At 50.2% G+C, this 24,868-nt stretch carries 24 protein-coding genes; 10 read left to right on the plus strand and 14 right to left on the minus strand.

What is annotated here, in order from left to right:
- The first annotated feature begins 89 nt into the window (after window positions 1-89).
- The 9 genes from napF to maeB all read left to right on the plus strand — a co-directional run bounded on the left by napF (window position 90) and on the right by maeB (window position 9,386).
- Window positions 90-584 carry a ferredoxin-type protein NapF gene (gene napF / locus ACX9GV_RS05135; RefSeq protein ID WP_473197287.1) on the plus strand — a complete coding sequence of 165 codons (495 nt, stop codon included), beginning with the start codon at window positions 90-92 and terminating at the stop codon, window positions 582-584.
- Window positions 577-840, plus strand: coding sequence for a chaperone NapD (gene napD / locus ACX9GV_RS05140; RefSeq protein ID WP_023491113.1), 264 nt, complete (start codon window positions 577-579; stop codon window positions 838-840). Before napF ends, napD begins: the two co-directional genes overlap by 8 nt.
- Window positions 837-3,323, plus strand: a complete 2,487-nt coding sequence (gene napA, locus ACX9GV_RS05145) for a nitrate reductase catalytic subunit NapA (RefSeq protein WP_473197288.1) — start codon at window positions 837-839, stop codon at window positions 3,321-3,323. The genes napD and napA overlap by 4 nt, the downstream gene beginning before the upstream one ends.
- A gap of 9 nt (window positions 3,324-3,332) precedes the next feature.
- Window positions 3,333-4,082 (plus strand): ferredoxin-type protein NapG, encoded by a 750-nt coding sequence (napG, locus tag ACX9GV_RS05150; protein ID WP_473197289.1) that lies wholly within the window; start codon window positions 3,333-3,335, stop codon window positions 4,080-4,082.
- Window positions 4,082-4,990 (plus strand): quinol dehydrogenase ferredoxin subunit NapH, encoded by a 909-nt coding sequence (gene napH, locus ACX9GV_RS05155; RefSeq protein ID WP_473197981.1) that lies wholly within the window; start codon window positions 4,082-4,084, stop codon window positions 4,988-4,990. The genes napG and napH overlap by 1 nt, the downstream gene beginning before the upstream one ends.
- Window positions 4,987-5,436, plus strand: coding sequence for a nitrate reductase cytochrome c-type subunit (gene napB / locus ACX9GV_RS05160; RefSeq protein ID WP_023491109.1), 450 nt, complete (start codon window positions 4,987-4,989; stop codon window positions 5,434-5,436). Before napH ends, napB begins: the two co-directional genes overlap by 4 nt.
- 11 nt (window positions 5,437-5,447) lie before the next feature.
- Complete coding sequence (napC, locus tag ACX9GV_RS05165; RefSeq protein ID WP_023491108.1) at window positions 5,448-6,065, plus strand: cytochrome c-type protein NapC; 618 nt, start codon at window positions 5,448-5,450, stop codon at window positions 6,063-6,065.
- Window positions 6,066-6,216: 151 nt separating this feature from the next.
- Window positions 6,217-6,792, plus strand: coding sequence for a GDP-mannose pyrophosphatase NudK (nudK, locus tag ACX9GV_RS05170; RefSeq protein WP_023491107.1), 576 nt, complete (start codon window positions 6,217-6,219; stop codon window positions 6,790-6,792).
- Window positions 6,793-7,106: 314 nt separating this feature from the next.
- On the plus strand, window positions 7,107-9,386 hold the full coding sequence (gene maeB, locus ACX9GV_RS05175) for an NADP-dependent oxaloacetate-decarboxylating malate dehydrogenase (RefSeq protein ID WP_473197290.1): 2,280 nt from the start codon (window positions 7,107-7,109) through the stop codon (window positions 9,384-9,386).
- A 137-nt stretch (window positions 9,387-9,523) separates the two neighbouring features.
- On the opposite strand, the gene mmuM is transcribed toward maeB, so the two are convergent.
- The 13 genes from mmuM to nrfA all read right to left on the minus strand — a co-directional run bounded on the left by mmuM (window position 9,524) and on the right by nrfA (window position 22,927).
- The gene (gene mmuM, locus ACX9GV_RS05180; RefSeq protein WP_473197291.1) at window positions 9,524-10,459 is read right to left on the minus strand and encodes a homocysteine S-methyltransferase; all 936 of its coding nucleotides are present in this window, start codon (window positions 10,457-10,459) and stop codon (window positions 9,524-9,526) included.
- Window positions 10,449-11,864 carry an S-methylmethionine permease gene (gene mmuP, locus ACX9GV_RS05185; protein WP_023491102.1) on the minus strand — a complete coding sequence of 472 codons (1,416 nt, stop codon included), beginning with the start codon at window positions 11,862-11,864 and terminating at the stop codon, window positions 10,449-10,451. Before mmuP ends, mmuM begins: the two co-directional genes overlap by 11 nt.
- A gap of 179 nt (window positions 11,865-12,043) precedes the next feature.
- Window positions 12,044-13,429 (minus strand): purine-cytosine permease family protein, encoded by a 1,386-nt coding sequence (locus tag ACX9GV_RS05190; RefSeq protein WP_023491100.1) that lies wholly within the window; start codon window positions 13,427-13,429, stop codon window positions 12,044-12,046.
- A gap of 132 nt (window positions 13,430-13,561) precedes the next feature.
- A complete protein-coding gene (hisC, locus tag ACX9GV_RS05195; RefSeq protein WP_023491099.1) occupies window positions 13,562-14,677 on the minus strand; it encodes a histidinol-phosphate transaminase in 1,116 nt (371 codons plus the stop codon).
- 332 nt (window positions 14,678-15,009) lie between these two features.
- The gene (locus ACX9GV_RS05200) at window positions 15,010-15,468 is read right to left on the minus strand and encodes a YaiI/YqxD family protein (RefSeq protein ID WP_473197292.1); all 459 of its coding nucleotides are present in this window, start codon (window positions 15,466-15,468) and stop codon (window positions 15,010-15,012) included.
- Between the two features lie 68 nt (window positions 15,469-15,536).
- Window positions 15,537-16,430, minus strand: coding sequence for an N-acetylmuramoyl-L-alanine amidase AmiA (gene amiA, locus ACX9GV_RS05205; protein WP_473197293.1), 894 nt, complete (start codon window positions 16,428-16,430; stop codon window positions 15,537-15,539).
- Window positions 16,431-16,633: 203 nt separating this feature from the next.
- On the minus strand, window positions 16,634-17,200 hold the full coding sequence (locus ACX9GV_RS05210; protein ID WP_473197294.1) for a TPR domain-containing protein: 567 nt from the start codon (window positions 17,198-17,200) through the stop codon (window positions 16,634-16,636).
- Window positions 17,197-17,562, minus strand: coding sequence for a heme lyase NrfEFG subunit NrfF (gene nrfF / locus ACX9GV_RS05215; RefSeq protein ID WP_473197982.1), 366 nt, complete (start codon window positions 17,560-17,562; stop codon window positions 17,197-17,199). Before nrfF ends, ACX9GV_RS05210 begins: the two co-directional genes overlap by 4 nt.
- Before the next feature lie 38 nt (window positions 17,563-17,600).
- Entirely contained in the window at window positions 17,601-19,295 is a 1,695-nt protein-coding gene (nrfE, locus tag ACX9GV_RS05220; protein WP_473197295.1) for a heme lyase NrfEFG subunit NrfE, read from the minus strand.
- Window positions 19,296-19,323: 28 nt separating this feature from the next.
- A complete protein-coding gene (gene nrfD / locus ACX9GV_RS05225) occupies window positions 19,324-20,271 on the minus strand; it encodes a cytochrome c nitrite reductase subunit NrfD (RefSeq protein WP_473197296.1) in 948 nt (315 codons plus the stop codon).
- Window positions 20,268-20,939: a cytochrome c nitrite reductase Fe-S protein gene (gene nrfC, locus ACX9GV_RS05230; RefSeq protein WP_023492602.1), complete on the minus strand. Its 672-nt coding sequence runs from the start codon at window positions 20,937-20,939 to the stop codon at window positions 20,268-20,270. Before nrfC ends, nrfD begins: the two co-directional genes overlap by 4 nt.
- Complete coding sequence (gene nrfB, locus ACX9GV_RS05235) at window positions 20,936-21,505, minus strand: cytochrome c nitrite reductase pentaheme subunit (protein WP_473197297.1); 570 nt, start codon at window positions 21,503-21,505, stop codon at window positions 20,936-20,938. Before nrfB ends, nrfC begins: the two co-directional genes overlap by 4 nt.
- Before the next feature lie 42 nt (window positions 21,506-21,547).
- A complete protein-coding gene (gene nrfA, locus ACX9GV_RS05240) occupies window positions 21,548-22,927 on the minus strand; it encodes an ammonia-forming nitrite reductase cytochrome c552 subunit (protein WP_473197983.1) in 1,380 nt (459 codons plus the stop codon).
- Between the two features lie 592 nt (window positions 22,928-23,519).
- Here nrfA and ACX9GV_RS05245 point away from each other — a divergent pair.
- Complete coding sequence (locus ACX9GV_RS05245) at window positions 23,520-23,945, plus strand: GNAT family acetyltransferase (RefSeq protein WP_473197298.1); 426 nt, start codon at window positions 23,520-23,522, stop codon at window positions 23,943-23,945.
- Window positions 23,946-24,461: 516 nt separating this feature from the next.
- On the opposite strand, the gene ACX9GV_RS05250 is transcribed toward ACX9GV_RS05245, so the two are convergent.
- Window positions 24,462-24,851: a YgiW/YdeI family stress tolerance OB fold protein gene (locus ACX9GV_RS05250; protein WP_037383948.1), complete on the minus strand. Its 390-nt coding sequence runs from the start codon at window positions 24,849-24,851 to the stop codon at window positions 24,462-24,464.
- Window positions 24,852-24,868 lie beyond the last annotated feature (17 nt).

The following is a 24,868-nucleotide window of genomic DNA, read 5'->3' on the forward strand; positions in this document are numbered from 1 at the left end:
CTGGTGGGAGATAAAAATAATAAAACGCAATAACGATTATTTGCATGTAGGCACGTAGGTGTGTTTTCAACTGATTGGGGAATGACTTTATGGCCGAATTGTCGCGGCGCAGATTGCTTAGCGGACAATGGCATCATCACGCTGACGCGATCCGTCCCCCGTGGTCGCGCGCAGCTTCACTGTTTGTTGCTGGCTGTACCCGCTGTCAGGCATGTATTGAGGCCTGTGAGACCGGGGTGTTGATCAAAGGCAGTGGCGGTTTTCCCGAGATTGATTTCCAGCGTGCAGAATGTACTTTTTGTCGGCAATGCGCAGAAGCCTGTGAAGCTCCGCTGTTCTATCCACCACAGCATTTACCTTGGCAACAAGTGGCAACCATTGCAGCGCATTGTCTGGCGTTACGTGGGGTTGAATGCCGCAGTTGCCAGGATAATTGTGAAGTACAGGCCATTCGCTTTGTTCCCCAACCAGGGGGGATTGCCCATCCCAAGCTTGATGTGCAGGCATGTACCGGTTGCGGTGCCTGTGTCGCGGGTTGTCCTGTTACGGCAATCGCCATAATTCGGAGTGAAAATAATGAATAACGAGTGGCATGTCAGCGGGCTAATGGTGCAGGCTCGGCCGGAAAAGTTCCCGTCGCTGATCCCGGCATTGCTGGCAATTCCAGAGACAGAAATTCCCACCCAAGATCAACAGCAGGGGAAATTAGTGGTGGTGATGCAAGCAGCATGTTCCCAGAGATTGCTGGAAAATATTGAGTCGGTACGCAATTTGGATGGCGTGCTGGCAGTGTCGCTGGTTTATCACCAGCAGGATGAGCAAGGTGAGGTAATAGCATGAAACTCAGTCGTCGAGACTTCATGAAAGCTAACGCTGCAGCAGCGGCCGCGGCGGCTGCCGGGCTGACGATCCCAACGGTCGCCAAAGCTGTGGTTGGTGGTGGTGACGAAATAAAATGGGACAAAGCACCTTGCCGTTTCTGCGGCACGGGTTGTGGCGTACTGGTGGGCACACAAAATGGTCGTATTGTGGCTTCTCAGGGGGATCCAGATGCTCCCGTCAACCGTGGCCTTAACTGCATCAAAGGTTATTTTCTGCCAAAAATCATGTATGGCAAAGACCGTTTGACGCAACCACTGTTGCGGATGAAAGACGGTCAATATGATAAACAAGGCGAGTTTACCCCGATTAGCTGGGATCAAGCCTTTGATATTATGGCTGAGAAATTTAAAGGTGCCATGAAGGAAAAGGGGCCAGAAGCGGTAGGTATGTTTGGTTCTGGTCAGTGGACCGTATGGGAAGGTTATGCGGCGGCCAAACTGTTCAAGGCAGGCCTGCGTACCAATAACCTTGATCCCAATGCACGTCACTGCATGGCTTCTGCCGTGGTGGGCTTTATGCGTACCTTTGGTATGGATGAGCCGATGGGCTGCTATGATGATATCGAGCAGGCTGACGCCTTCGTGCTTTGGGGCTCTAATATGGCGGAGATGCACCCGATCCTCTGGTCGCGCATCACCAACCGCCGTTTGGGCAACGATAAGGTCAATGTCTCGGTTCTCTCTACTTTTGAACACCGCAGTTTTGAACTGGCGGATAATGCCATGGTGTTCAAACCACAGACTGACCTGGTGATCCTGAACTACATCGCTAACTATATTATTCAAAATAACGCCGTCGATCAGGAATTCCTTAAACAGCACGTCAATATCCGCAAAGGGGCCACCGATATCGGTTACGGCTTGCGGCCAAACGACCCGTTGGAAAAGGCAGCGAAAAACCCGGGTAGTGATGCCTCTGAACCCATCAATTTTGAAGAGTACAAAGCCTTTGTGGCGGAGTACACCCTGGATAAAACGGCGCAGATGAGTGGTGTGCCGAAAGACCAGTTGGAAGCCTTGGCCAAACTGTATGCCGACCCCAATGTGAAAGTGGTTTCTTACTGGACCATGGGTTTTAACCAGCATACCCGTGGCGTTTGGGCTAACAACCTGTGTTACAACCTGCACCTGTTAACTGGCAAGATCTCTAAACCGGGGAGTGGGCCGTTCTCGCTTACCGGGCAACCTTCTGCTTGTGGTACCGCGCGGGAAGTGGGGACCTTTGCCCACCGCTTGCCAGCAGATATGGTGGTGACCAACGAAAAACACCGCCAGATTGCCGAAAAACAGTGGCAATTACCCGCCGGGACGATACCTGAGAAGGTCGGCCTGCATGCGGTGGCACAAGACCGCGCCCTGAAAGATGGCAAACTGAATGCCTATTGGGTGATGTGTAACAACAATATGCAGGCGGGGCCGAATATCAATGCTGACCGTATGCCGGGTTGGCGTGATCCGCGTAATTTTATCGTCGTTTCTGACCCTTATCCCACAGTGAGTGCTTTGGCGGCGGACTTGATCCTGCCAACCGCCATGTGGGTAGAGAAAGAGGGGGCTTACGGTAATGCGGAGCGCCGTACCCAGTTTTGGCGCCAGCAGGTGAAAGCACCGGGCGAGGCTAAATCAGATTTGTGGCAGTTGGTGGAGTTTGCCAAACGCTTCAAGGTCGAGGAGGTTTGGCCTGCTGAATTGTTGAATCAGAAACCAGAGTATCGCGGTAAAACCTTGTATGACGTGTTGTTCGCCAATGGTGAAGTCAACAAATACAAGCTGGAAGAGATCCCGGCAGAACAGTTGAATGATGAGTCGCGTGAATTCGGCTTTTATATTCAGAAAGGGTTGTTTGAAGAGTACGCCTTTTTTGGGCGCGGACACGGCCACGATTTGGCCCCCTTTGATATGTATCATCAGACCCGAGGTTTACGTTGGCCGGTGGTGGATGGCCAAGAAACTCTGTGGCGTTACCGCGAAGGGAAAGATCCTTATGTGAAAGCCGGTGAGAGTGTGCGTTTCTATGGTAAGCCGGATGGCAAAGCGGTGATCTTTGCGCTGCCTTATGAACCCGCAGCGGAGAGTCCTGATAAAGAGTATGACCTGTGGCTCTCTACTGGCCGGGTGTTGGAACATTGGCATACTGGTTCCATGACGCGCCGGGTGCCGGAGTTGCATCGTGCTTTCCCTGAGTCAGTGGTCTTTATCCATCCATTAGATGCCAAAGATCGCAATCTACGCCGTGGTGACAGAGTCAAAGTGGCGTCACGCCGTGGTGATGTGGTGAGTATTGTTGAAACCCGTGGCCGTAACCGTCCACCGCAAGGTCTGGTGTTTATGGCATTCTTTGATGCCGCGCAGTTGGTTAATAATCTGACGTTGGATGCTACTGATCCGCTGTCAAAAGAGACTGACTACAAGAAGTGTGCGGTGAAGTTGGAGAAGGTATAAGGCGGCGCCATGGACCAGCAACGGGATAAGGCACCAGCCAGAAGGCGTTTTCTGCGAGATGCGGCGCGTAGTGCTGCCGGATTGGTGGGAATCGGTGTGCTGTTGGGGTTGCAACAAAGACAGTCTCAGGCTCAGGGGATATTTTTACGGCCCCCTGGGGCCTTGGCTGGCTCGGCTTTCGATAGTGCCTGTATTCGCTGTGGCCAATGTGTGCAGGCTTGCCCTTATCAAACCCTGAAGTTGGCAACGTTGTTGTCAACTCAAGCGGCTGGCACACCTTATTTTGTGGCACGGGACACGCCATGCGAGATGTGTGAAGAGATCCACTGTGTGTTGGCTTGCCCCAGTGGCGCGCTGGACTCACAACTGACGGATATCAACCATGCGCGTATGGGGCTGGCGGTCTTGCTGGATCATGAGAGCTGCCTTAACTGGCAGGGGCTGCGTTGCGATGTCTGTTACCGTGTCTGCCCGCAGATTGATCAGGCGATTACGCTGGAACTGCAGCATAACGAACGTACCGGCAAACATGCCAAATTCCTGCCAACTGTCCATAGCGATGCTTGTACCGGTTGTGGCAAGTGTGAACAGGCCTGTGTGCTAGAGCAGGCGGCGATTAAAGTGCTGCCGTTGGCATTAGCGCGGGGACAGTTGGGTGAACACTATCGCTGGGGCTGGCAGGAAAAAGAACAAGCTGGGCACTCACTGGTGCCGGAAGAGCTCAAGTTGCCCGTGCGTGGCGGAATGGGAGGTGGATGATGACCAATCCTGTCGCCCAAGCTGGGCGTGAGGCGCGTTTACGCCATGGTTGGTGGCGTAGCCATCGTTTCCTGATCTTGCGGCGTTGCAGTCAGTTATCGATCTTGCTGATGTTCTTATCTGGTCCGCTTTGGGGTGTCTGGATTTTGCGCGGTAACTACAGTGCTAGCCTGCTATTGGATAAGGTGCCGCTGACCGACCCGTTAATGCTGCTGGAAAGCTTGCTGGCAGGGCATTGGCCCAGTTGGTTGGCGTGGGTCGGCGTGCTGGTGGTACTGATTTATGGCTTGATTGGCAACCGGGTGTTTTGTGGTTGGGTATGCCCCTTGAACCCGGTCACTGATCTGGCGAGCTGGTTGCGACGCAAGTTGGGGTTACGCCAGTCGGCTACGCTACCACGCAGTCTGCGCTACGGCATTTTATTGCTGATTCTGGCGGGGAGTGCCATCAGTGGCACGCTGCTGTGGGAGTGGGTGAATCCAGTCGCTTTGATGGGGCGGGGTCTTATTCATGGGGACGGTAGCGGCGTTTTAAACTGGCTGCAGGGGTTAGTCGCCGCCTTTGGTGCTGGTATCTGGCTGATTGTAGCCCTGTTTCTGTTTGACCTGCTGGTGGTTGAACATGGCTGGTGTGGTCACCTTTGCCCCGTGGGGGCCTTGTATGGGGTGATTGGCAGACACGGCATGGTACAGATCAGCGCAGAAGGGCGGGAAAACTGTAATCGTTGCATGGATTGCTTTCACGTCTGCCCAGAACCACAAATTCTGCGTGACCCAGTATTACTTAAAAAAGGCACCCCCATAGTGGCCAGTGATAGCTGTATTGCCTGCGGACGTTGCCTTGATGTCTGTGCAGAGAATGTATACGAAATTAAGAGTAAATTTTATTATTCGGGAGCCAAAAAATGAAAAGCAGTGTTGTGAAAAAGCAGCTTTCCTTATGGGGCGCGCTGTTATCACTGATAGTGGCAAGTTTGGCATTTGCAGCCAGTGATGTGGATCTCCAGCAATCGCCAGAGGTTTCCGGAACTGTTGAAGGGCAGATCAAAATGCCTAAGCAGCAGGAAAAGATGGCATTAAATTACGTCAATCAACCACCGATGATCCCCCACAGTATTGATGGTTATCAGGTGACCAAGAATACCAACCGTTGCCTGCAGTGCCATGGGGTGGGGAGTTATCGTACCACCGGGGCACCCCGTATCAGCCCGACACACTTTATGGACAGTGATGGCAAAGTATTGGGGGAAGTGGCCCCTCGCCGTTATTTCTGTTTGCAATGTCACGTACCACAAACCAATGCCGCACCTATTATCGGTAATGATTTCAAGCCGATGCAGGGCTTTGGGCACTAAGCGGGGGAGTTATGTCTGAAGGTAACAATGCAGTATCCGAGAAAAAGGTCGGTTTGATCCGCCGTATATGGCGCTGGTGGCGTCGACCGAGTCGTCTGGCCTTGGGAACGCTGCTATTGATCGGTTTTGTGGGGGGTATTCTTTTTTGGGGGGGCTTTAACACCGGTATGGAGGCGGCTAACACCGAGCAGTTCTGTATCAGTTGCCATGAAATGCGCTCTACCGTCTACGAGGAGTATATGGAAAGCGTGCACTACAGCAACCGTAGTGGTGTGCGTGCGACCTGCCCGGACTGCCATGTTCCCCATGAGTGGGGGCCGAAAATGCTGCGTAAGATCAAGGCCAGCAAAGAGTTATATGCCAAGGTATTTGGCCTGATCGACACACCGCAGAAGTTTGAGGAACATCGTCTGACCATGGCCAGTAATGAATGGGCGCGGATGAAGGCAAATAAGTCGCAGGAGTGCCGTAACTGCCATAACTTTGAGTATATGGACCTTAGCGCACAGAAAACTGTGGCGGCCAAAATGCATAACCAGGCGATTAACGAAGGCAAAAGCTGTATTGATTGCCATAAAGGGATTGCACATAAACTGCCCGATATGCGCGAAGTGCCAAACGGCTTTTAAGTTTGGCTAGCAAAACCCCATAGTGCCAAACGGTTTTTAAGTTTGGCTAAAAAAACCCCGTGGTGCGAAATGGCCTACGGGGTTTTTTATTGCAAATTTTTCAGGGTTGCGCTTTGCTATTTGCCAATCAGCCCGCTAATGGAAAAGATCCATGTCATCGAAAATTGAAAACATCAGGCAAGAGCTGCTGTCGGATAATTGGTACACACTGAATAAATACACCTATGATTTAAAAAGGGAAAAAGGGGGTTCCGTTGAGCAGGTGCGTGAGGTTTATGATCGCGGCAACGGGGCCACTATTTTGTTGTATAACCGTGCCAAGGGCACCGTGGTATTAATCAACCAATTCCGTATGCCGACCTACCTTAACGGCAACACCAGTGGCATGTTGTTGGAGGCTTGTGCCGGGCTGCTGGATAATGACTCCCCGGAACAGTGCGTCCGCCGTGAAGCGATGGAAGAGACCGGTTTTCAGCTAACCGAGGTGAAAAAAGTTTTTGAAGCCTATATGTCACCCGGGGGAGTGACGGAGTTGATCCATTTCTTTATTGCCGAGTATCAAGATAGCGAACGCACTAGCGCAGGTGGCGGTATTGAAGATGAAGATATTGACGTGGTGGAGCTGCCCTTTAGCGACGCTATCGCGATGATCGCTGATGGCCGCCTCAAAGATGGCAAAACCATTATGCTGTTACAACATCTACAGATAACCCAACTGATGGCGTAATTTTTTGGCTTTACAGTGACCGCGCTAATCGCAGGAGTAAATCAGGGGGTAAATATTGATAAAATTATCCCTACAGGTGGTTCTGGTAACAAAGCCCCCCTTTGCTGCGTTGCAAATCCCCTTGGCCGACCTATCCGGCCATCGCCACACCGGTAACACAAAATAGTGCTGCTCGATAAGTGTAATTGAACTTTTATTTGCGAATTTTACTCAAGGTTACGGGGTGCTTCAAAGTTTGGAACATTTATCTCACTATACTGGTTGCAGATTAATGCTTTACCTCAACATACATAGTAGAAAACAAGGACCCCATAATGGACGAACAACTCAAACAGAGTGCTCTTGATTTCCATCAGTTTCCTATCCCCGGGAAGATTCAGGTATCGCCAACTAAACCACTGGCTACGCAGCGCGATCTGGCTTTGGCTTATTCACCCGGCGTAGCAGCGCCTTGCCTGGAAATTGCTGACGATCCACAGGCCGCCTACAAGTACACCGCAAAAGGCAACCTGGTGGCGGTGATCTCCAACGGCACGGCGGTACTGGGGCTGGGGAATATCGGCGCACTGGCGGGTAAGCCGGTGATGGAGGGAAAAGGGGTTCTGTTTAAGAAGTTTTCCGGTATTGATGTGTTCGACATCGAAGTGGACGAACATGATCCCGATAAACTGGTCGACATCATCGCCGCACTGGAGCCGACCTTTGGTGGTATCAACCTGGAAGATATCAAGGCACCAGAATGCTTTTATATTGAAAAGAAACTGCGCGAACGCATGAAGATCCCGGTGTTCCATGATGATCAACATGGTACTGCGATTATCACCACCGCCGCAGTGTTGAACGGCTTGCGAGTGGTGAAGAAAAATATCGCTGACGTCAAACTGGTGGTGTCAGGTGCCGGTGCCGCTTCCATTGCCTGCCTCAATCTGCTGGTTGCACTGGGGATGAGCAAGCAGAACATTACGGTTTGTGACTCCAGAGGGGTTATCTATAAAGGCCGTGACGCCAATATGGAAGATAACAAAGCCGTGTATGCCGTTGCAGACCAAGGCCTGCGCACGCTGGGGGAAGTGATTCCAAACGCCGATATTTTCCTCGGTTGCTCCGGCCCCGGCGTCTTGACGCCGGATATGGTGAAAACCATGGCCAAAGACCCGCTGATTATGGCGTTGGCTAACCCTGAACCGGAAATTCTGCCGCCGCTGGCTAAAGCGGTCCGCCCAGATGCCATTATCTGTACCGGCCGTTCCGACTATCCTAACCAGGTCAATAATGTACTCTGTTTCCCCTTTATCTTCCGTGGTGCACTGGACGTAGGGGCTACCACCATCAATGAAGAGATGAAACTGGCTTGTGTGCATGCCATTGCTGATCTGGCGATGGCGGAACAGAGTGATGTGGTGGCTTCCGCTTATGGTGATCAGGATCTGAGCTTTGGCCCAGAATATATTATTCCAAAGCCTTTTGATCCGCGCTTGATTGTCAAAATTGCACCGGCAGTGGCCAAGGCGGCCATGGATTCCGGTGTTGCCTTGCGTCCGATTGAAAACTTTGCCGCTTATGTGGAACATCTGACCCAGTTTGTTTACAAAACCAACCTGTTTATGAAACCGATCTTCTCGCAAGCGAAGAAGGACATGAAACGTGTGGTACTGGCAGAAGGGGAAGAAGAGCGCGTACTGCATGCTACGCAAGAGCTGGTTGCGCAAGGGTTGGCACATCCTATTCTGATCGGGCGGCCAGACGTTATCGAAATGCGCCTGAAGAAACAGGGCTTGCAATTGACGCCTGGTAAAGACTTTGATGTGGTGAATAACCTGTCTGATCCGCGTTTTAAAGAGTATTGGTTAGAATATTATCAACTGATGAAACGCCGTGGTGTGTCACAGGAGCAGGCGCGCCGTGCCGTGATGGCTAATCCCACCTTGATCGCCGCCATTATGGTGCACCGTGGGGAAGCCGATGCCATGATCTGTGGCACCATCGGTAGCTACCATGAACATTATGAGGTGGTGGAACAGGTATTGGGGTTCCGTGATGGGGTGCATGTTGCAGGGGCGATGAATGCGCTGATGCTACCGAGTGGCAATACATTTATCACTGACACCTATGTCAACGATGACCCAACGGCGGAACAATTGGCAGAAATCACGCTGATGGCGGCCAATACGGTGCGGCGTTTCGGTATTGAGCCGAAGGTAGCCCTGTTATCCCATTCCAATTTTGGCTCTGCCAATTGCCCAACGGCAACCAAAATGCGTGAAACGCTGGCGTTGGTACGTGAGCGGGCACCAGAGCTGGAGATTGATGGTGAGATGCATGGTGATGCTGCCCTGGTGGAAAGCATTCGTCATAACTTGATGCCAGACAGCCCACTGAAAGGCGCGGCGAATATCCTGATCATGCCGAATATGGAAGCGGCACGTATCAGTTATAACCTACTGCGAGTCTCTTCTTCTGAAGGGGTGACCGTGGGGCCGGTGTTGATGGGGGTTTCTAAACCGGTACATATCCTGACGCCGGTGGCTTCAGTACGCCGCATTGTCAACATGGTGGCGCTGGCGGTGGTGGAGGCGCAGACGACGGCACTGTAATCAGTAGCCCCGCCTGGTCGCTTAAGTTGGCGACCAGGCGGGTTATCTATCTATCTACCTATCTATCAATCTATCAATCTATCAATCTATCAATCTATCAATCTATCAATCTATCAATCTATCAATCTATCAATCTATCAATGGCACTGTTGCGCAATAGCTTGAATATCTGCCGGAGTGGTACGGCAACAACCGCCGATCAACCGAGCACCTGCACGCTGCCACTCTCTGATTTGACTGTTCAACTGGTTTTGCTCTGTGCCACAACCATGCCAGGTTTTACTGACCGCATCGTAGTGTTCGCCAGAATTCGGGTAAACCACTAACGGTTTATCACTCAATATCGCCAATTGCTGTAACGCAGGGGTGACACTGTCCAATGCGATACAGTTGATCCCCACTGCTAATACCTGCGGATTGTCCGCCAGCCGTTCCATCACCAGCTTTAACGGTGAGCCATCACTCAAGTGGTGGCTGTCTTGCAAGGTGAAGGAGAACCAGGCGCCCAAGGTGGGGAATTCGTGCAACAGTTTAAGCAGTGCTTGTAATTCAGCCAATGAGGGCAGGGTTTCGCAGGCCAGCAGGTCAACGCCTGCTTTGGCCAATGCCGCGATTCTAGGGCGATGGAAAGCCGCCATTTCATTGGGTGGCAAATGGTAATCGCCACGATATTCAGAGCCGTTTGCCAGATAAGCACCATAAGGGCCGACAGAACCGGCGATCAACAACGGCAAGGCTTGCGGTTGTTGAGCCAGATAATCATCTCGCGCCTGTTGTGCCAGTTTTACGCTTTTAGCGATCAGTGCCAGCGACTGCTGCTCATTGAGTCCGCGACGTTGAAAGCCTTGTGGTGTCGCTTGATAGCTGGCAGTAATGGCGCATTGGGCCCCTGCATTGAAGTAATCAAGATGTACCTGATAAATCAGTTGCGGGTTTTCAATCAGCACTTTTGCTGACCACAACGGATCACTGAGGTCACAGCCGCGCGATTCCAACTCAGTGGCGAGGGCACCGTCTAGCACCAAGGTGCGGTTATTCGCCAGCAGTGGGGTGAGAGGGTTATTAACTGACATGTTCTTCTCCGCTATTCAGTGTGCCTTTTTGACCGCTGCTGCGCGTCAGATAATAGACCAGATAACAGAGAGCAACGAATGGCAGGCCACAAAATAAGGCCACTCGTTGTTCTGGATCAAATGCTAGACCAATACAAGCCAATAAACAGAGTATGAACCCGACGATTGGGGTTAGTGGATAACCTGGGGCGCGGTACTTCAGCCCTTCTATAGGTTGACCACTGCGCAGGTAATGGCGACGGAAAGCATAGTGTGAGGCACAGATACTCAGCCATACGGCGACTACCGCAAATCCGGATATAGCAGACAGTGCGACAAACACGGTATCAGGGGCGATCACGCTGGTCAGTAGGGCCAGTACACCACCGAGCATACTGAAAGTCAGTGCATTGATGGGAATGCCCCGAGCATTCAGGCGCGAGAAATAGGCTGGCAATGTACGTTGATTGGCTAGCGACCACAACATCCGCCCTGACGCATACAGCCCGGAGTTCGCTGCGGAGAGAATCGCCGTCAGGATAACAAAATTAAAAATATCAGCCGCATAAGGCACACCAATACGTTCAAATACCTGCACAAAGGGGCTTTTAACCACACCCGCCTGTTCCATCGGGATCAACGCCGCCAAAATAAATACGGTACCGATAAAAAATACCACCAAACGCAATACCGTGGTGCGAATAGCCAACGGGATGACTTTTTCTGGATTTTCGGTTTCACCGGCGGCAATACCGATCAGTTCGGTACCGGAAAAGGCAAAATTGACCGCCACCATGGTCATCAGAATGGGTAATGTGCCGTGAGGCAACCAACCGGATGAAGTCAGGTTATGCAGGAAGGGGGCGGGGCTGCCGTCTTTCATCGGTAACAGACCAAATACCGCAGCACCACCCAACACAATAAAGGCCAGAATAGTGATCACTTTGATCAGTGAGAACCAGAATTCGCTCTCAGCAAAAAAACGGGTGGTAATGGTATTAAGCAGAAAAATGATGGTGCAGAAGATCAAACACCACAACCACACTGGGGATTGTGGAAACCAGTATTGCATGCAGAAACCCGCGGCGGTGAGACTGGATCCTAGCGCCACCGTCCAGGTGAGCCAATATAACCAGGCGACGGTATAGCCCGTGGCTGGGCCAAGATAGCGTGCCGCATAGATATGAAATGCACCGGTTTCCGGCATGGCGACGGCAAGCTCCCCCAGACACAGCATCACCAGATAAACCACCAAGGCACCGATTAAATAGGCCAACAAGGTGCCGAGTGCCCCGGTAGTGGAAATGATATAGCCAGTATTGAAAAACAGCCCGGTGCCGATAACACCACCCAGAGACAGCATCACCAGATGCCGGGTTTTCATGGTGCGTTTGAACTTCCCTTCAATGGGCGCTACAGATTGCATGGTCATTCATCCATTTAGACGTCTATATGGCTAATAGGTATACCCTTAATAGACGCTTAAATCAACGTATCCTTACTATTGCGTTAATGGCAAGGTTAGCAACTTGATGAATGAATAAACCTCATCCTTGAGGTTTCGGCTGGCAGCTTGCCGTCGAGATGTCAGGCGATATATTGGCCTTAAGTGGCGGTAGCCTGCCGCAAAGCAACGTTTTTGCCAAAGGTAATATAGAGTATGGCTGGTATCATTAATCCAACAATCCAGGAGATATCTGTGCCGATAAAATCATACAGCGGGCCGGTATACAGTGTAGTGGAAATAAATGGGACCTGAATCAGCACACCGAGCAAATAGATGCTGATACCGAAAATATTCCAGCGACCATAGCAGCCATTCGGATCCATCAATGCAGCCTTGTCATAATGACCTTTAGCAACAAAATAGAAACTAGTGAGGTTAATGGCGGCCCAGGGGGTGAAGAGGGCGAGTAAGAACAGCAGAAATGCTCTGAGCGCGTTTAAAAAATCATCTTTAGCCAGAAACGCCAGGCAGGTAGAAACACCAACAATAAAAATAACCACCGCAAGTCGCTGGTATCTATTGTAGCTGATATGACCTTTAAAACCACTGATAATGGTTGTCAGACACATTAGGCAACCGTAGGCATTCAGTGTCGAGATGGTGATTTTACCAAAAGCGATGCTGAAATAGATCAGGGCAGCCATGATACCGTTGGCCCCGAGGCTGACGATATAACCAACTTCATTGCCAGCAAAGTGATTGCCCGCTAATGCAGCGGCAAACACCCCCAGTACCATCGAAATTTGCGAGCCGCCAACCGATCCTAACCAGATAGCGAGGAAAACTTTCGACGATGGTGTATTACTGGGTAAGTAGCGCGAGTAGTCAGATGCATAAGGAGAAAACGCAATTTGCCACGATGCAGATAGCGAAATAGCAATCAGAAATTTATCCCAGGCAAAAGAACGGTTATCCAGCAGTAAAGAAATATCATTAACAGACAGCAGGCGAATAAAAAGATAGGTAAATGCCACGATGCCAAAGATAGTTGCTATACGCCCTAGACGATGAATAAAGCGGTAACCAATCATGGCAGAGATAATAATGATGACAGAAAAAGTCAATATCCCGGCAGTATTGCTGACACTGGCCAAATGGGAGATCGCTTGCCCGGCTAGGATAATACCGATGGTATTGAACCCCATGTAGAGTGCGCAGACTAAGACAATCGGAATAGAGGCCCCAAGCACACCGAATTGCACTCGGCTGGAAATCATCTGGGGTAAGCCGAGTTTTGGCCCTTGCATACCATGCAACGCCATGATGACCCCGCCAATTAACTGGCCTATCATTAAACCGATAATGGACCAAAAGGCATCCCCGCCAAGAACAACCGCTAATGCACCGGTCACAATAGCGGTAATTTGCAGGTTGGCACCAAACCAGAGGGTAAATTGGCTGAATGGACTGCCATGCCTTTCATTTTCAGGGATAAAATCGATGATGCGTGATTCTATTAATGGTGTGGCTTTAGTCGTGGTCATAATTATCCTTATTCTTGAGTAGAATATATCTCTCAGGATTTGGCGCTATTTCACTATAACCTTCGATATTCAGGTTGTAGGGAATAAAACCTGAATAAACGAAGGTGGGTTAGCCAAATCACCGGGCACTATTTATTGGTGTAACGCTTTCTCAAGTGCCTGAAGGAACATATTGTTATCATTACGGCTGCCAACTGAAACACGTAAAAAACGGTCATAGCCTGTTTCAAGCCAAGGTTTAATAATCACCCCTTGTTGCAATAAGGCCGTATTCACCGTATTTACCGCCACTGGGCTGGCAAGAAATATAAAATTAGTGACCGATGGAATCGGTTGTAACCCTAAATGCTGCTGTAAAACCTGCTCCATACGGCGTCGTTCACTGCGAACATGTTCGACACTGGCAAGCAAATGATCCGTGTCTGCCAGGGCAGCAACAGCTGCCGCTTGAGCACAGCGGTTGACATTGAAAGGAGTACGGAGTCGGTCAATCATGTCTGCCAATGTGGCATCGCTGGTAATACCATAGCCGATGCGTAATCCCGCTAACGCATAAGCTTTAGAAAACGTTCTTAAAATCACGTAATGGCATTGGCTGTTCTGTAATATGTTCAGGCAGTCGGGATAATCCGTTTCACCGTTGGCATATTCAAAATACGCCTCGTCAAATACCAGCAGAGTATGGGCTGGCAAGTGATCAATCACATATTGCAGTTCATCCCCGTTAAGTGCTGAACCCACTGGGTTAGATGGGGATGAGAACATCAGCATGCGTGTGCGCGGTGTTATTGCAGCCATCAATGCGTGTACATCAATACGCATATCGGGCCCCATGGGAACACCGATCACTTCAGCGCCAGCCGCTTGTGGGTAGATAATATGCAGGCCAAAAGACGGTAAAATGGTGACCACCTGGTCCCCATGATCGAGAAATACCCGGCAGAGTATGCTGATAAGATCTTCAGAGCCATTACCGAAAACCAAACGTTTTTCATCAATAGCCAGTTTGTGAGCCAGCGCGGTGCGCAATAGATGGCAAGATTGGTCGGGATAAAGTGCGCTATTACGGGCTTCTGCCGTCAAGGCGGCTAAGGCTTTTGGCGAAATCCCCAATGGATTCTCATTGCTGCCCAGTTTGGCGACCTGTGAAACACCATATTTTGCTTGTACCGCTTCAATAGAGAGTCCGGCATTGTAACTACTGAGGGCTTGTACTTCAGTACGCGCAAATGTGTTTGAAGCATACATAGGATAAGATCCTTCTAGATTAAGACGATGTAGATAGGGATGGGTCTATCCCTATGGCTACACCATCAGTGTAATAATCATTTTTTAACATATACCCGTATATACAGGTAAGCGCAACTAGGCTTAGGGGCATGATTATTCATTAGCAGTAAAATAGCCATTACTGATAATATTTTTATTTATCAGTAGGTTATTTTTTTCTTGATGATGAGTAGGGGGGTGATTATGGGTTTTTAATGCGTTTTTAACGGAAAAATCAGCACGAAATTGGTTTGTTTTTGAGCTGTCGCTCACACAATATTCACATATTTGTCACATGATGGCAGGCGTTATCAGCGCAAAGCCCCCTTGGCTTGCTGTAGCCATTTGTCCAATTCATTAGCGAATTGCTGGCGCTCACGTTGATTAAGCGGGGCTGGCCCACCACTTTGAATACCGCTGGAACGTAATGTATCGAGGAAGTCACGGATATTGAGTCGTTCACGAATAGTGTCTGGCGTATAGCGTTCACCGCGAGGATTGAGGGCAATAGCCCCTTTTTCTATGACTTCCGCCGCGAGTGGGATATCGGCAGTGACCACCAGATCGGCGGTTTGACAAAGGCGCACGATTTCGTTGTCCGCAACGTCAAAACCTGCTGGCACTTGCAATGTATTGATAAATCGCGATGGGGGGGTACGCACAGGTTGATTGGCCACCAAGGTAACCAGTATCGCGGTACGCTCGGCAGCACGAAACAGGACCTCCTTGATAACATTGGGACAAGCATCCGCATCAACCCAAATCTGCATTATTATTCCCCTGTGATCCGCGACTTACCGGATGTGGCTGTGGTCATTTCTATTTTGTGCGTGACAGACTAGCTCGGTCTTCGCTGGTGTGCATCATAATATTGGAAAAAGTTGATCACACCATCCGTAATCGCATGGGCAATTTTCTCACGAAAAGCGGTGGTGCCTAGCAGGCGTTCCTCGTAAGGATTGGTGATAAATGAGGTTTCTACCAGAATTGAAGGAATAGACGGGGACTTCAACACCGCAAATGCTGCTTGTTCGGTACTGTCACTATGCAGACGGTGTACCGGACGGATCTGCCCCAACACGTGGCGACCTAGCGTCAGGCTGTTATTGATAGTATCGGTTTGTACCAAATCGAACAGTGTCTGTTGCAGATAATTGTCCTGCTGCCGGTATTTGCCACCAGCAATTTCATCAGCGGCATTTTCGCGGCTGGAGAGATAGCGAGCCATCGCGCTGCTGGCACCCCGGTTGGAAAGGGCGAATACGGAGGCCCCTGCAGCGTCTGGGCTGGTATAACCATCAGCATGGATCGAGATAAACAGATCGGCCCGATGTTGATGAGCGATGTCTACACGGCGAAATAGCGGGACAAACTCGTCAACTTCCCGTGTCAGGCGCACTTCCACCTGATCATGTTGCTGCAAAAAACGGCGCACATGGTTGGCAATTTCCAATACCACATGCTTTTCCTTTGAACCTTCAGGCCCTACCGCGCCGGAGTCGATACCCCCGTGCCCTGGGTCGAGCATGACTAATCTTTTACTGCCCGTTTGCTTGGGTGTTGGTTGGCTGCGCTGGTTACGCAACATACCGCCACGATTATTGCTGGTTTGGGCGTAGGCCGCTTTACTACCGAGTAAGGCGAAAGCCAAACCTGATAACAGTAATTGCCGACGTGTTGTTGAAGTCGTGAGGGGGGCAAAATTAAAATAAGGCTTATTTTGTTTTTTCATCACACACATCTCCAACTCAATAAATTGAACGCCGCGACGTTATAGCGCATCGACGATGATTAATCGACTTGAGAACTATTGCTATTTATTTCCTGACTATTGAGTACAGATATATTGAGAGCACTAAATAAGTATACACTTAAGATTATTTAAATTGCAGTTAGAATATAGACCCAAAATAATTCGCATCGCGTGATTTACTGCTACCGCAGCAGTAACTTCGCCATATTGATGGCCTCGATCAGTTGTGGCCGGTTTACCCGTGGTGATTGGCTGTCTAACAGCTGTTGCCACAGGGCTATCGCCTTGGCATATTCAGCATGGGAAAAGGCATCGGCCGCTAACAACATCAATGCCGAGACTTCATTCTTATCCAACGCCAGGGCCTTTTCTATATAGCTCTTTGCCTGTGGGGTAATGCGTTGCCCAGCCTGATAATAGTGCACGGTAGCCAGCGCTGAGTATAATTCTGCATTGTCACCGCGCAGGGTTAGCGCCTGCTGATAGGCAACCTGCGCATCGGCAAAATTATCGTTGTAGAGATAATATTCCCCCAGTTCGGCCCATGCGACACTGTCTTGCGGGGACTGACTGACTTTTTGCTGCAATCGCTGTAATTGGCGTTCATTCTGCTCTTGGGGCGAGAGGGGCTGAACCGGTTTGTGTATCTCGGTGAGCACGCTGGCTGGGCGGCCACTGGCTGCATACCAACAGGCACTGATGCCAAGTACCAACCCGATAAACAACAGATGAAAAGTGCCTCGTTTCATTTCTTGTCCCTACGCCGCCATAACACTAGCGAAATCAACACCAGCATCACTGCCGGAAGCGCCCAAAGTACGAGAGTAGAGCGTTCTAACGGCGGTTGATAACGGACAAAATTACCGTAGCGCGCGGTCATAAAATTCAGGATCTCGTCTGCTGTTTTCCCTTGCTCGGTCATGGCGAATACCTCGTGACGCATTGCCACGGCCGCCGGGGCATTAGACTCCAGTAAGTTCTGATTCTGACATTGAGGACAACGTATCTGAGCCGCTACGGCCAAGGCTTGGTCTTGAACCTCTGGTGAGGTAAAGGCCCAAGTATCCACAATCTGCGCCGCCAGTGGTAACGTTAGGCTTCCCCACGCTATGCTTCCCGACGCTATGTTTCCCCACAACAACAAGAAAGCTAGCCAGCGCATGCCTGTCTCCTTTGCCAACCGCTTGCCAACACACCGATGATCATCAGCCCACCTCCCCACCAGATCCAGCGGATCCCGCTCTGCACATAGAAACGCATGGCGTAACGCTGCTCTCCGCTTTTTTCGCCCATCACCACGTACCAATCATGAAACGCATTCCAGTCGATACCCGGTTCAAACATCTGTTGCCGACGGGCGGTATAAAACCGCCGTTCTGGCATCAGTTGAGCCACCCGTTTGCCTTGCTGCGAAACATCAATAATGGCCTGTTCGCTGGTGAAATTGGGGTGAGCCAATAGGTCGACTGAGCGAAGTTTAAATTCATACCCCGCGAGGGAGACAGTTTCGCCGACAGAGACATTCTGGCTGATTTCATGGCGTTGCAGCGCTGAGCTTGCAATGCCTAACGCCGTCAGCAGCACGCCGGCATGGGCAATGCATTGTGGTAACCGCTGTCGATCGAACCCGCCGTAACACATTAACAGCAAGCCAAACAGCCCAAACGGTAACAGCACCAGGTTGAAATAAGGGGCGCCGACCGAAATTTGTCCCCATCCCATCAACCGGTAAAACATCGGGTACAAGGTACCGACCAGTACAATCAGCGCGGCAGAGCTGAATAATAGCAGTGCACCCAACAGCACCGGGTTAGCTTTGGTTGTTGAAGCCTGCAGGCGGTTAGCGCGCAATGCATAGACCAGGAACGACGCGCCACTCAGGAAAGTAAACAGTATAAACAAGGGTAATGCACGCAGCTCATCCAGTGCAAAGGCATGCACCGAAACCAGCACGCCGGAACGAACGATCAGGGTGCCCAGCAGGCTGAGTATAAAGGTGCCCAATGCTAACAGTATCGACCAATGGTGCAGGCCACCGGTACGTTGGCTAACTGCCAAACTATGCAATAAGGCGCTGGCCGTCAGCCAAGGCAATAAAGAGGCATTTTCGACTGGATCCCAGAACCACCAGCCGCCCCAACCCAGTTCGCTGTATGCCCACCATGACCCCAAAATGATCCCGGCAGTCAGAAAACACCATGCAGGTTTGGCCCAGAGCAGGCACTGCTGAGCAGTCTCGGCAGTAAATGTGCCTCGCAGCAAGGAGGACAACATCAATACACTGCAAACGGCAAACCCACCATAGCCCAGATAAAGCAATGGAGGATGCAAGATCAGGCCGATATGTTGCAGCATGGGATTGAGATCGCGCCCTTCAACTGCAGGAGGAAAGACACGAACAAAAGGATCGGAGAAGAACAGAATAAAAATCAGGAAGCAGCCGTTGATCAACGCCAGAATGGCCAGGGGGAGAGGCTGCACAGAACGCTCTGATTTAGCGCTGAACAGGGCAAAGCAGGCCGACCAACCACTGAGGCACAACAACCAAAGTAGTAACGAGCCTTCGTGCCCGCCCCATAATGCGCCGACTTTCATCAAGGGCGGTAATTGACGATGGCCATGTTGGGCAACGTACAACACGGAAAAATCATTACGCCAAAACAGCAGCAGCAGAATGGCAAATGCCAGTACGATCAGGGCAAAAATGGCATAGCTCCATTCTCGTACCGGCAATAACACCTGACGGTGTTTTGTCAATGAAAACAACGTGGTGCTCGCCAACAGAAATGACGCAACACAGGCAAGTAATAAGGCAATAAATCCCAGTTCGGCTAACCACAACACAACAACCTGCCTTATTTGGTTACAGCACTCAGGCAACCGTCATTTGCCCGGCATACAGAATAAAATAACGCAGCAATAATACGCCACACAAACTACAGCCGCTGATCAACAGGATATGGAGCCGGGTTTTACCCCAACCTACGGCTTTCAGTAGCAACGGAAGAACCAGCCCCAGGCCAACAACGCCCAACCAGAACCACCAGGCCCAGAAACCACTAGCCAACGCAGCCGATAAGGCGCGTAGCTTACCGTCATCCCCCAGCGCTAATCCGATGAAGAACGCAGCCAGCAGGAAAATTTCCAGCCATACCACGGGTGTTTCAAGGCGGTGAAGGAAATGCATCTCACGGCTGTGGATATCGGCTTTGGGCCTGAGGGTGACCACCAGCATGACGACCGCTATCCCCGATGAAATACCGGAGAATAGGAACAGCGCCGGTAACAACGGGTTGTTTAGCATGGGGTAAGACTTCAATGCCGAAAGCAGGAAGCCGGTGTAAGCGCCCAACAATACCGCCAGGACCAGCATCAGTGTTTCTATTGACCGCAACAAAGGCAAGAGGCGAGCCAACAATGTTGGGATCACCGACAGCTTTGGTAGCCAGCGTTGTTGCAATGAGGCCAATTCATCACGGAAAATCAGCGCGAGCCACAACACCAGCACTAACATGTAAATCTGGAACAGCATCACGCCCATGGACATCACTGAGGTAAAGCTGTAGTGGAACATCAGTTTCCAGAAGGTCCACGGGCGGGTCAGGTGAAAAATCAGAATGAACAGTCCGAGCGCAATTGAGGTGGGCGCGATAAACAGTGTGGTCAGCATGATCTGGCTTTTTGAGGACCCTTCCTCGGGATGATAACGCCGCAGCAGGATGGACAGAGTCACCAGACCTGCAGAAATACCAATCAGAAACAGGTAAATGGCAATGGGCCAATCCCAGACCAGAGACTCAAAATGGAAGGCAGAAGTCATTGACTTATCTCCCCATATTTAAACGGAACACGATACATTTTGGGGTGTGTTCCTAATGCAATCTTGTAGCGATAAGTGGTTTTTTGCTGTAACAGACGCGAGATATCACTATCAGGATCGTCAAGGTTGCCAAATGTTAAGGCCTGAGTTGGGCAGGAAAGTACGCAGGCTGGCAACTTGCCCTGGCGAAGGTTGGTCTTGCGGCAAAAATCGCATTTATCCGCCGTTTTATTTACCGGGTGAATAAAGCGTACCCGGTAAGGGCAGGCCGCAATGCAGTATTGACAACCGATGCAGAGATCCGGATTAACGTCGACAATCCCACTGGCAGCATCCAGGAATGAAGCCCCGGTTGGGCAAACATGCACGCACGGAGCACTTTCACAATGCTGACAAGAATGGCGAAAAAAGCGGTATTTCACATCAGGAAACTGGCCTATCGGCTCGCTGCGGATAATCTCTAGGCGTGAAACGCCCACCGGTACCTGATTGACTTCACGGCAGGCATCCATACAGGCAGTACAACCGATACAGCGTGATTCATCATGAACCATGCCGTAGCGGATGCCGTTCACATTCATGCTGCGTGCCAAGAGTTTTTCCGCCGCCATAGAGGTCATGGCCAGCACACCTATTCCTGCAATAAAACGGCGCCGTGAGCAGCTCATGGCTGCTCCTTATCCAGCTTGACCGATGCTGGATTAAACGCTGGGTTCTGCTGCTGTTGGCGATGGCAGTCCACGCAGATTTGTATCCGCCCTTTGTCGCTCAGCCCTTGCATTTTCTCCTGCTCAGGATGAAGCTGGTGGCAACTAGCACAAGATACTTTGGCTAGATGCACATCATGCGGCCAGAAGGCTTTTTGCAATGCCTCGGGCAAATGGCAAGACAGACAAACGCTGTTTTGCTGCTCGACACCGAACATCGTCTCGTTGAAACGCATTACATCCTTGACCCCTTCACGGTGGTGCCATGACGGGGTTCCATGACAGTTGGTACAAGTCACCGGTAATTTGTTATTTGGGTTGATGGCACCCTCATGTTTGCCATGCATCGCACTTTGTTGCGGCTTGTGGCAACGCAAGCAGGCATCATCTGGGTTCCGTTGCAGGGTAACTTCCGCAGAATTCTGTTTGGCTGCGGGACTTTCGGTTTGTGCTGATACCGGTAATACTGTCAGCCAAAGACTGCAGGCAAGCACCCCGGTAGCTAATAACGAACGCAGTACGCTCATATTGACTCCATTTTTTTACGCCCCGCGAACGAGGCGAAGGGGTTAATGGCTTAACAGCCCGGCTTTCTTTGCCTGCTCATCCCACTGGGGAACGACTGTCTTGAGGAACTCTTGTTTTTCGGCATTCAACTTCGGCATATCCATCCCCATAGCCAATTGGGCTTTTTCTTTGGTAGAGATATCCGGCAGCGCTATCTCATGGGTGACCCCTTTGGTGGCGAGCAAACGGATGAGCTGAGTGCGAGCCTGTGCGGCTTGATCAAGCGCCGTGCCTAGAATGCGCAATGCAACATCCGGTGCATGCATATGAATACCGTGTGAAGCGATAGCAAAGTCCCAACGCCATTGGGCGTGACGGATATGGGTCAGGATAGGTTTCATCTCGGCTTCGGTTGCGCCAGCATCCCAGGCAGCCTTGGCTTCAAAGTGCGCGTGAACCAGTTGATCCTCCACTTTCAATTTGATCTCGTTAATGTCGTGCTTATGTTTGGCCACCACTGCTTCCAGGCTGGCTTTATCTTGGGTGTGGCAGTTTTTACAGGTATGTTCGAAGTTATCGAACGGGTTACCAATCTTGTGTTCGGTATAGATCTTGCCTTCAGCGTTTTGCACTTTCGGCATATGGCAGTCGATGCAGGTTACATTGTTCTTGCCATGCATCCCGGCACTCCAGGTTTCATACTCTGGGTGCTGAGCTTTGAGCAACGGTGTTTTCGATAATGGGTTGGTCCAATCGGAGAAAGCGATGTTGTCGTAATAGGCCTCCATGTCATCCACCGTTGTTCCCTTGTCCCATGGGAATTTCACCGCCTTGTCTTTGCCTTCAAAATAATATTCGACGTGGCACTGCCCACAGACCATAGATTGCTGCTCGAAACGACCCGCTTTATCAAAGGATTTACCGATCGTCTGCATGGCTCTATCGGCATAAGGGCGCGAAAGGGTCAGCATGGGCTTGCCAGCGGCAAAATCAGCGGAAGCGGTATTGTGACAATCGGCACAACCGAGGTCGTTAACAATTTCCGGCCCTCCACGCGCCCATTTGCCATGAAAATAGTTCGCTTCCCCTTGTTCGGCGATCACTCTGGCGACATCTGGACTTTTACAACTCCAGCAGGCCATGGGCAATGGCCCGTCTTCCGCTGTTTTTGGCGCGCCAGTACGTAACGTTTCACGGATATCCGTCATGGCATAGGCGTGACCACGCGGCTTATTGTAATCCTTGGCAAACGGGTAGCCGGCCCAAAGAATCACCAGACGAGGGTCTGCTGCTAAAGCGTCTACCCGCTCTGATTGTTCAGCGGTGGCTTTCCAAGATTGGTATTGATCCGGGTGAGAAGCAGAGAAAGTTTCGTTTCTGGCCTCAATCTTCCCCGGTGCCTCGGCGGCAAGTGCCGAAAACGAGAAGAACCCCGTAATCATCCCTGCTAGAAATAGCGTCAATACATTGCTGACCTTATTCATAAGCATCCCATCCAGTTGGTCTGCGTTAACGCAGTACTTTATTAGTTGTTAGGTTCGGTTAAGAACAGATTTTCAACATCACATTTTGTAGGGATAACATAGGCCACATAAAAAATGTTGTTTTTGGTCAATTTACGAAGAGATCTTGAAGACTTGATTGAATTTTGAGAAGCAGCACTAAATTTTATATACCTCTAATTAGTTATTAAAATATAAGGCATTGCGTTGAAAGAGGAATCAATAGAAATTATTGCATACTGCTTTTGATGATTGTCGGTCAAACGCGCCTTAGTAAAAACATAAGATATTTTTATGTTAATTCCTTGTTTGAGTCGTGGCTAGAAGATAAAAACCGAATTTTTGCTCGCTTAACCCTTAGTTAAGGAATAGGGGGGCAGGAACAGACTTGAATATCACCAAGCAGTCACTGTACATCGCTAAGGGCGCTGTAATTTGTGCGATAGCAGAGGCAAATTTCAGTTTGATATTGCGTCATAGAATAATCACGCGATAATCAGGTAAACAGATTAAATAACAGTGGTGAGCATCGATGGAGATTCGCGTATTTCGACAAGAGGACTTTGAAGAGGTCATCACGCTGTGGGAGCGTTGCGATTTGTTGCGCCCATGGAATGACCCTGAAATGGACATTGAGCGTAAATTGAACCACGATCCGGAACTGTTTTTAGTGGCGGAAGTGGGGGGCGAAGTGGTGGGGTCGGTCATGGGGGGCTATGACGGCCACCGTGGTTCAGCCTATTATCTGGGAGTTCACCCCGATTATCGTGGGCGTGGTATCGCCAATGCGTTAATTAACCGCCTGGAGAAAAAACTGATCGCTCGAGGCTGCCCGAAAATTCAACTGATGGTACGTGAAGATAACGATACCGTTATTGAGATGTATGAAAAGATCGGTTACGAGATCCAGAGTATAACCTGCATGGGTAAAAGGTTAATTGAGGATCAGGAATACTAAACGGTGTCCTAATAATTGACTAGGGTATTGTTCGAACAGCTGAAACGTCTTATTGAATTAAAAAAATAGTGGTTTTAAGCTCTTGTGGCAAGCTCGACAATACCCAGTCAATTGAGCTGAATTTAACCTTTATACCCGATCAACTTGAAGATGTTTGACCAAGCCTGTTATTAGGGACGGCGTGCTGAGGGTTCCTAGCGGCGTTAGCCGTCGGAACGCGTCTCAGTACGATTGTCCCGGGTATCTAAGACTCAACAAGAGTTTCAAGCCATTTGAAGTATCACAGGTCTATAGGTATTAATAGACTCTAAATAATTCGAGTTGCATGTAGGCGGCAAGTTCTATAGTCGCCAAGAGCATAGTCTACTATGTGACTGGTGCGAGTGTGACTGGTGCGACAAGTCTGCCGGGAGCAGACTTGAACGCTGCTGGCAGCGGCCAGGCTCAGGACGAGCCGAGTATCTGGACACAGCCAGCACCCATGCAACTTGAAGGATGTCGAGTATAAATAAAAAACTATGGATTGATTTTATTGATTTGTTTTACATCTATTTCCACGTTACGCCAGTCTTTATCCACTTCACCTTGGATCTCAATCAAATCCTGTGGGGCGACGGTAACGCCTTTCCAATATTTATGGTCAATGTCGACAGTGATCGTACCACTGGCATCTTTGAATATATAGGTATCATCCGATACGCGTTCGATGATGTTGCCTTGCAATCTGACCCAAGTACCTTCGCGTTGCTCTTTGGCATTGGCGATTGTGGTGATGCTGTGATTTTTGTCAACAAAGCCACCGGCTTGTGCTGTGGTTTGCGGCCCAGAAAATCCCCCTTGCTGAGCGGCAAACACTGGAGCGGTAGATAAAGCAAAGATAACCGTGCTAATCGCGAATTTTTTCATCATGTTGATCCTTTCTG

It is taken from the genome of Serratia sp. 25CWL12, from assembly GCF_055790885.1.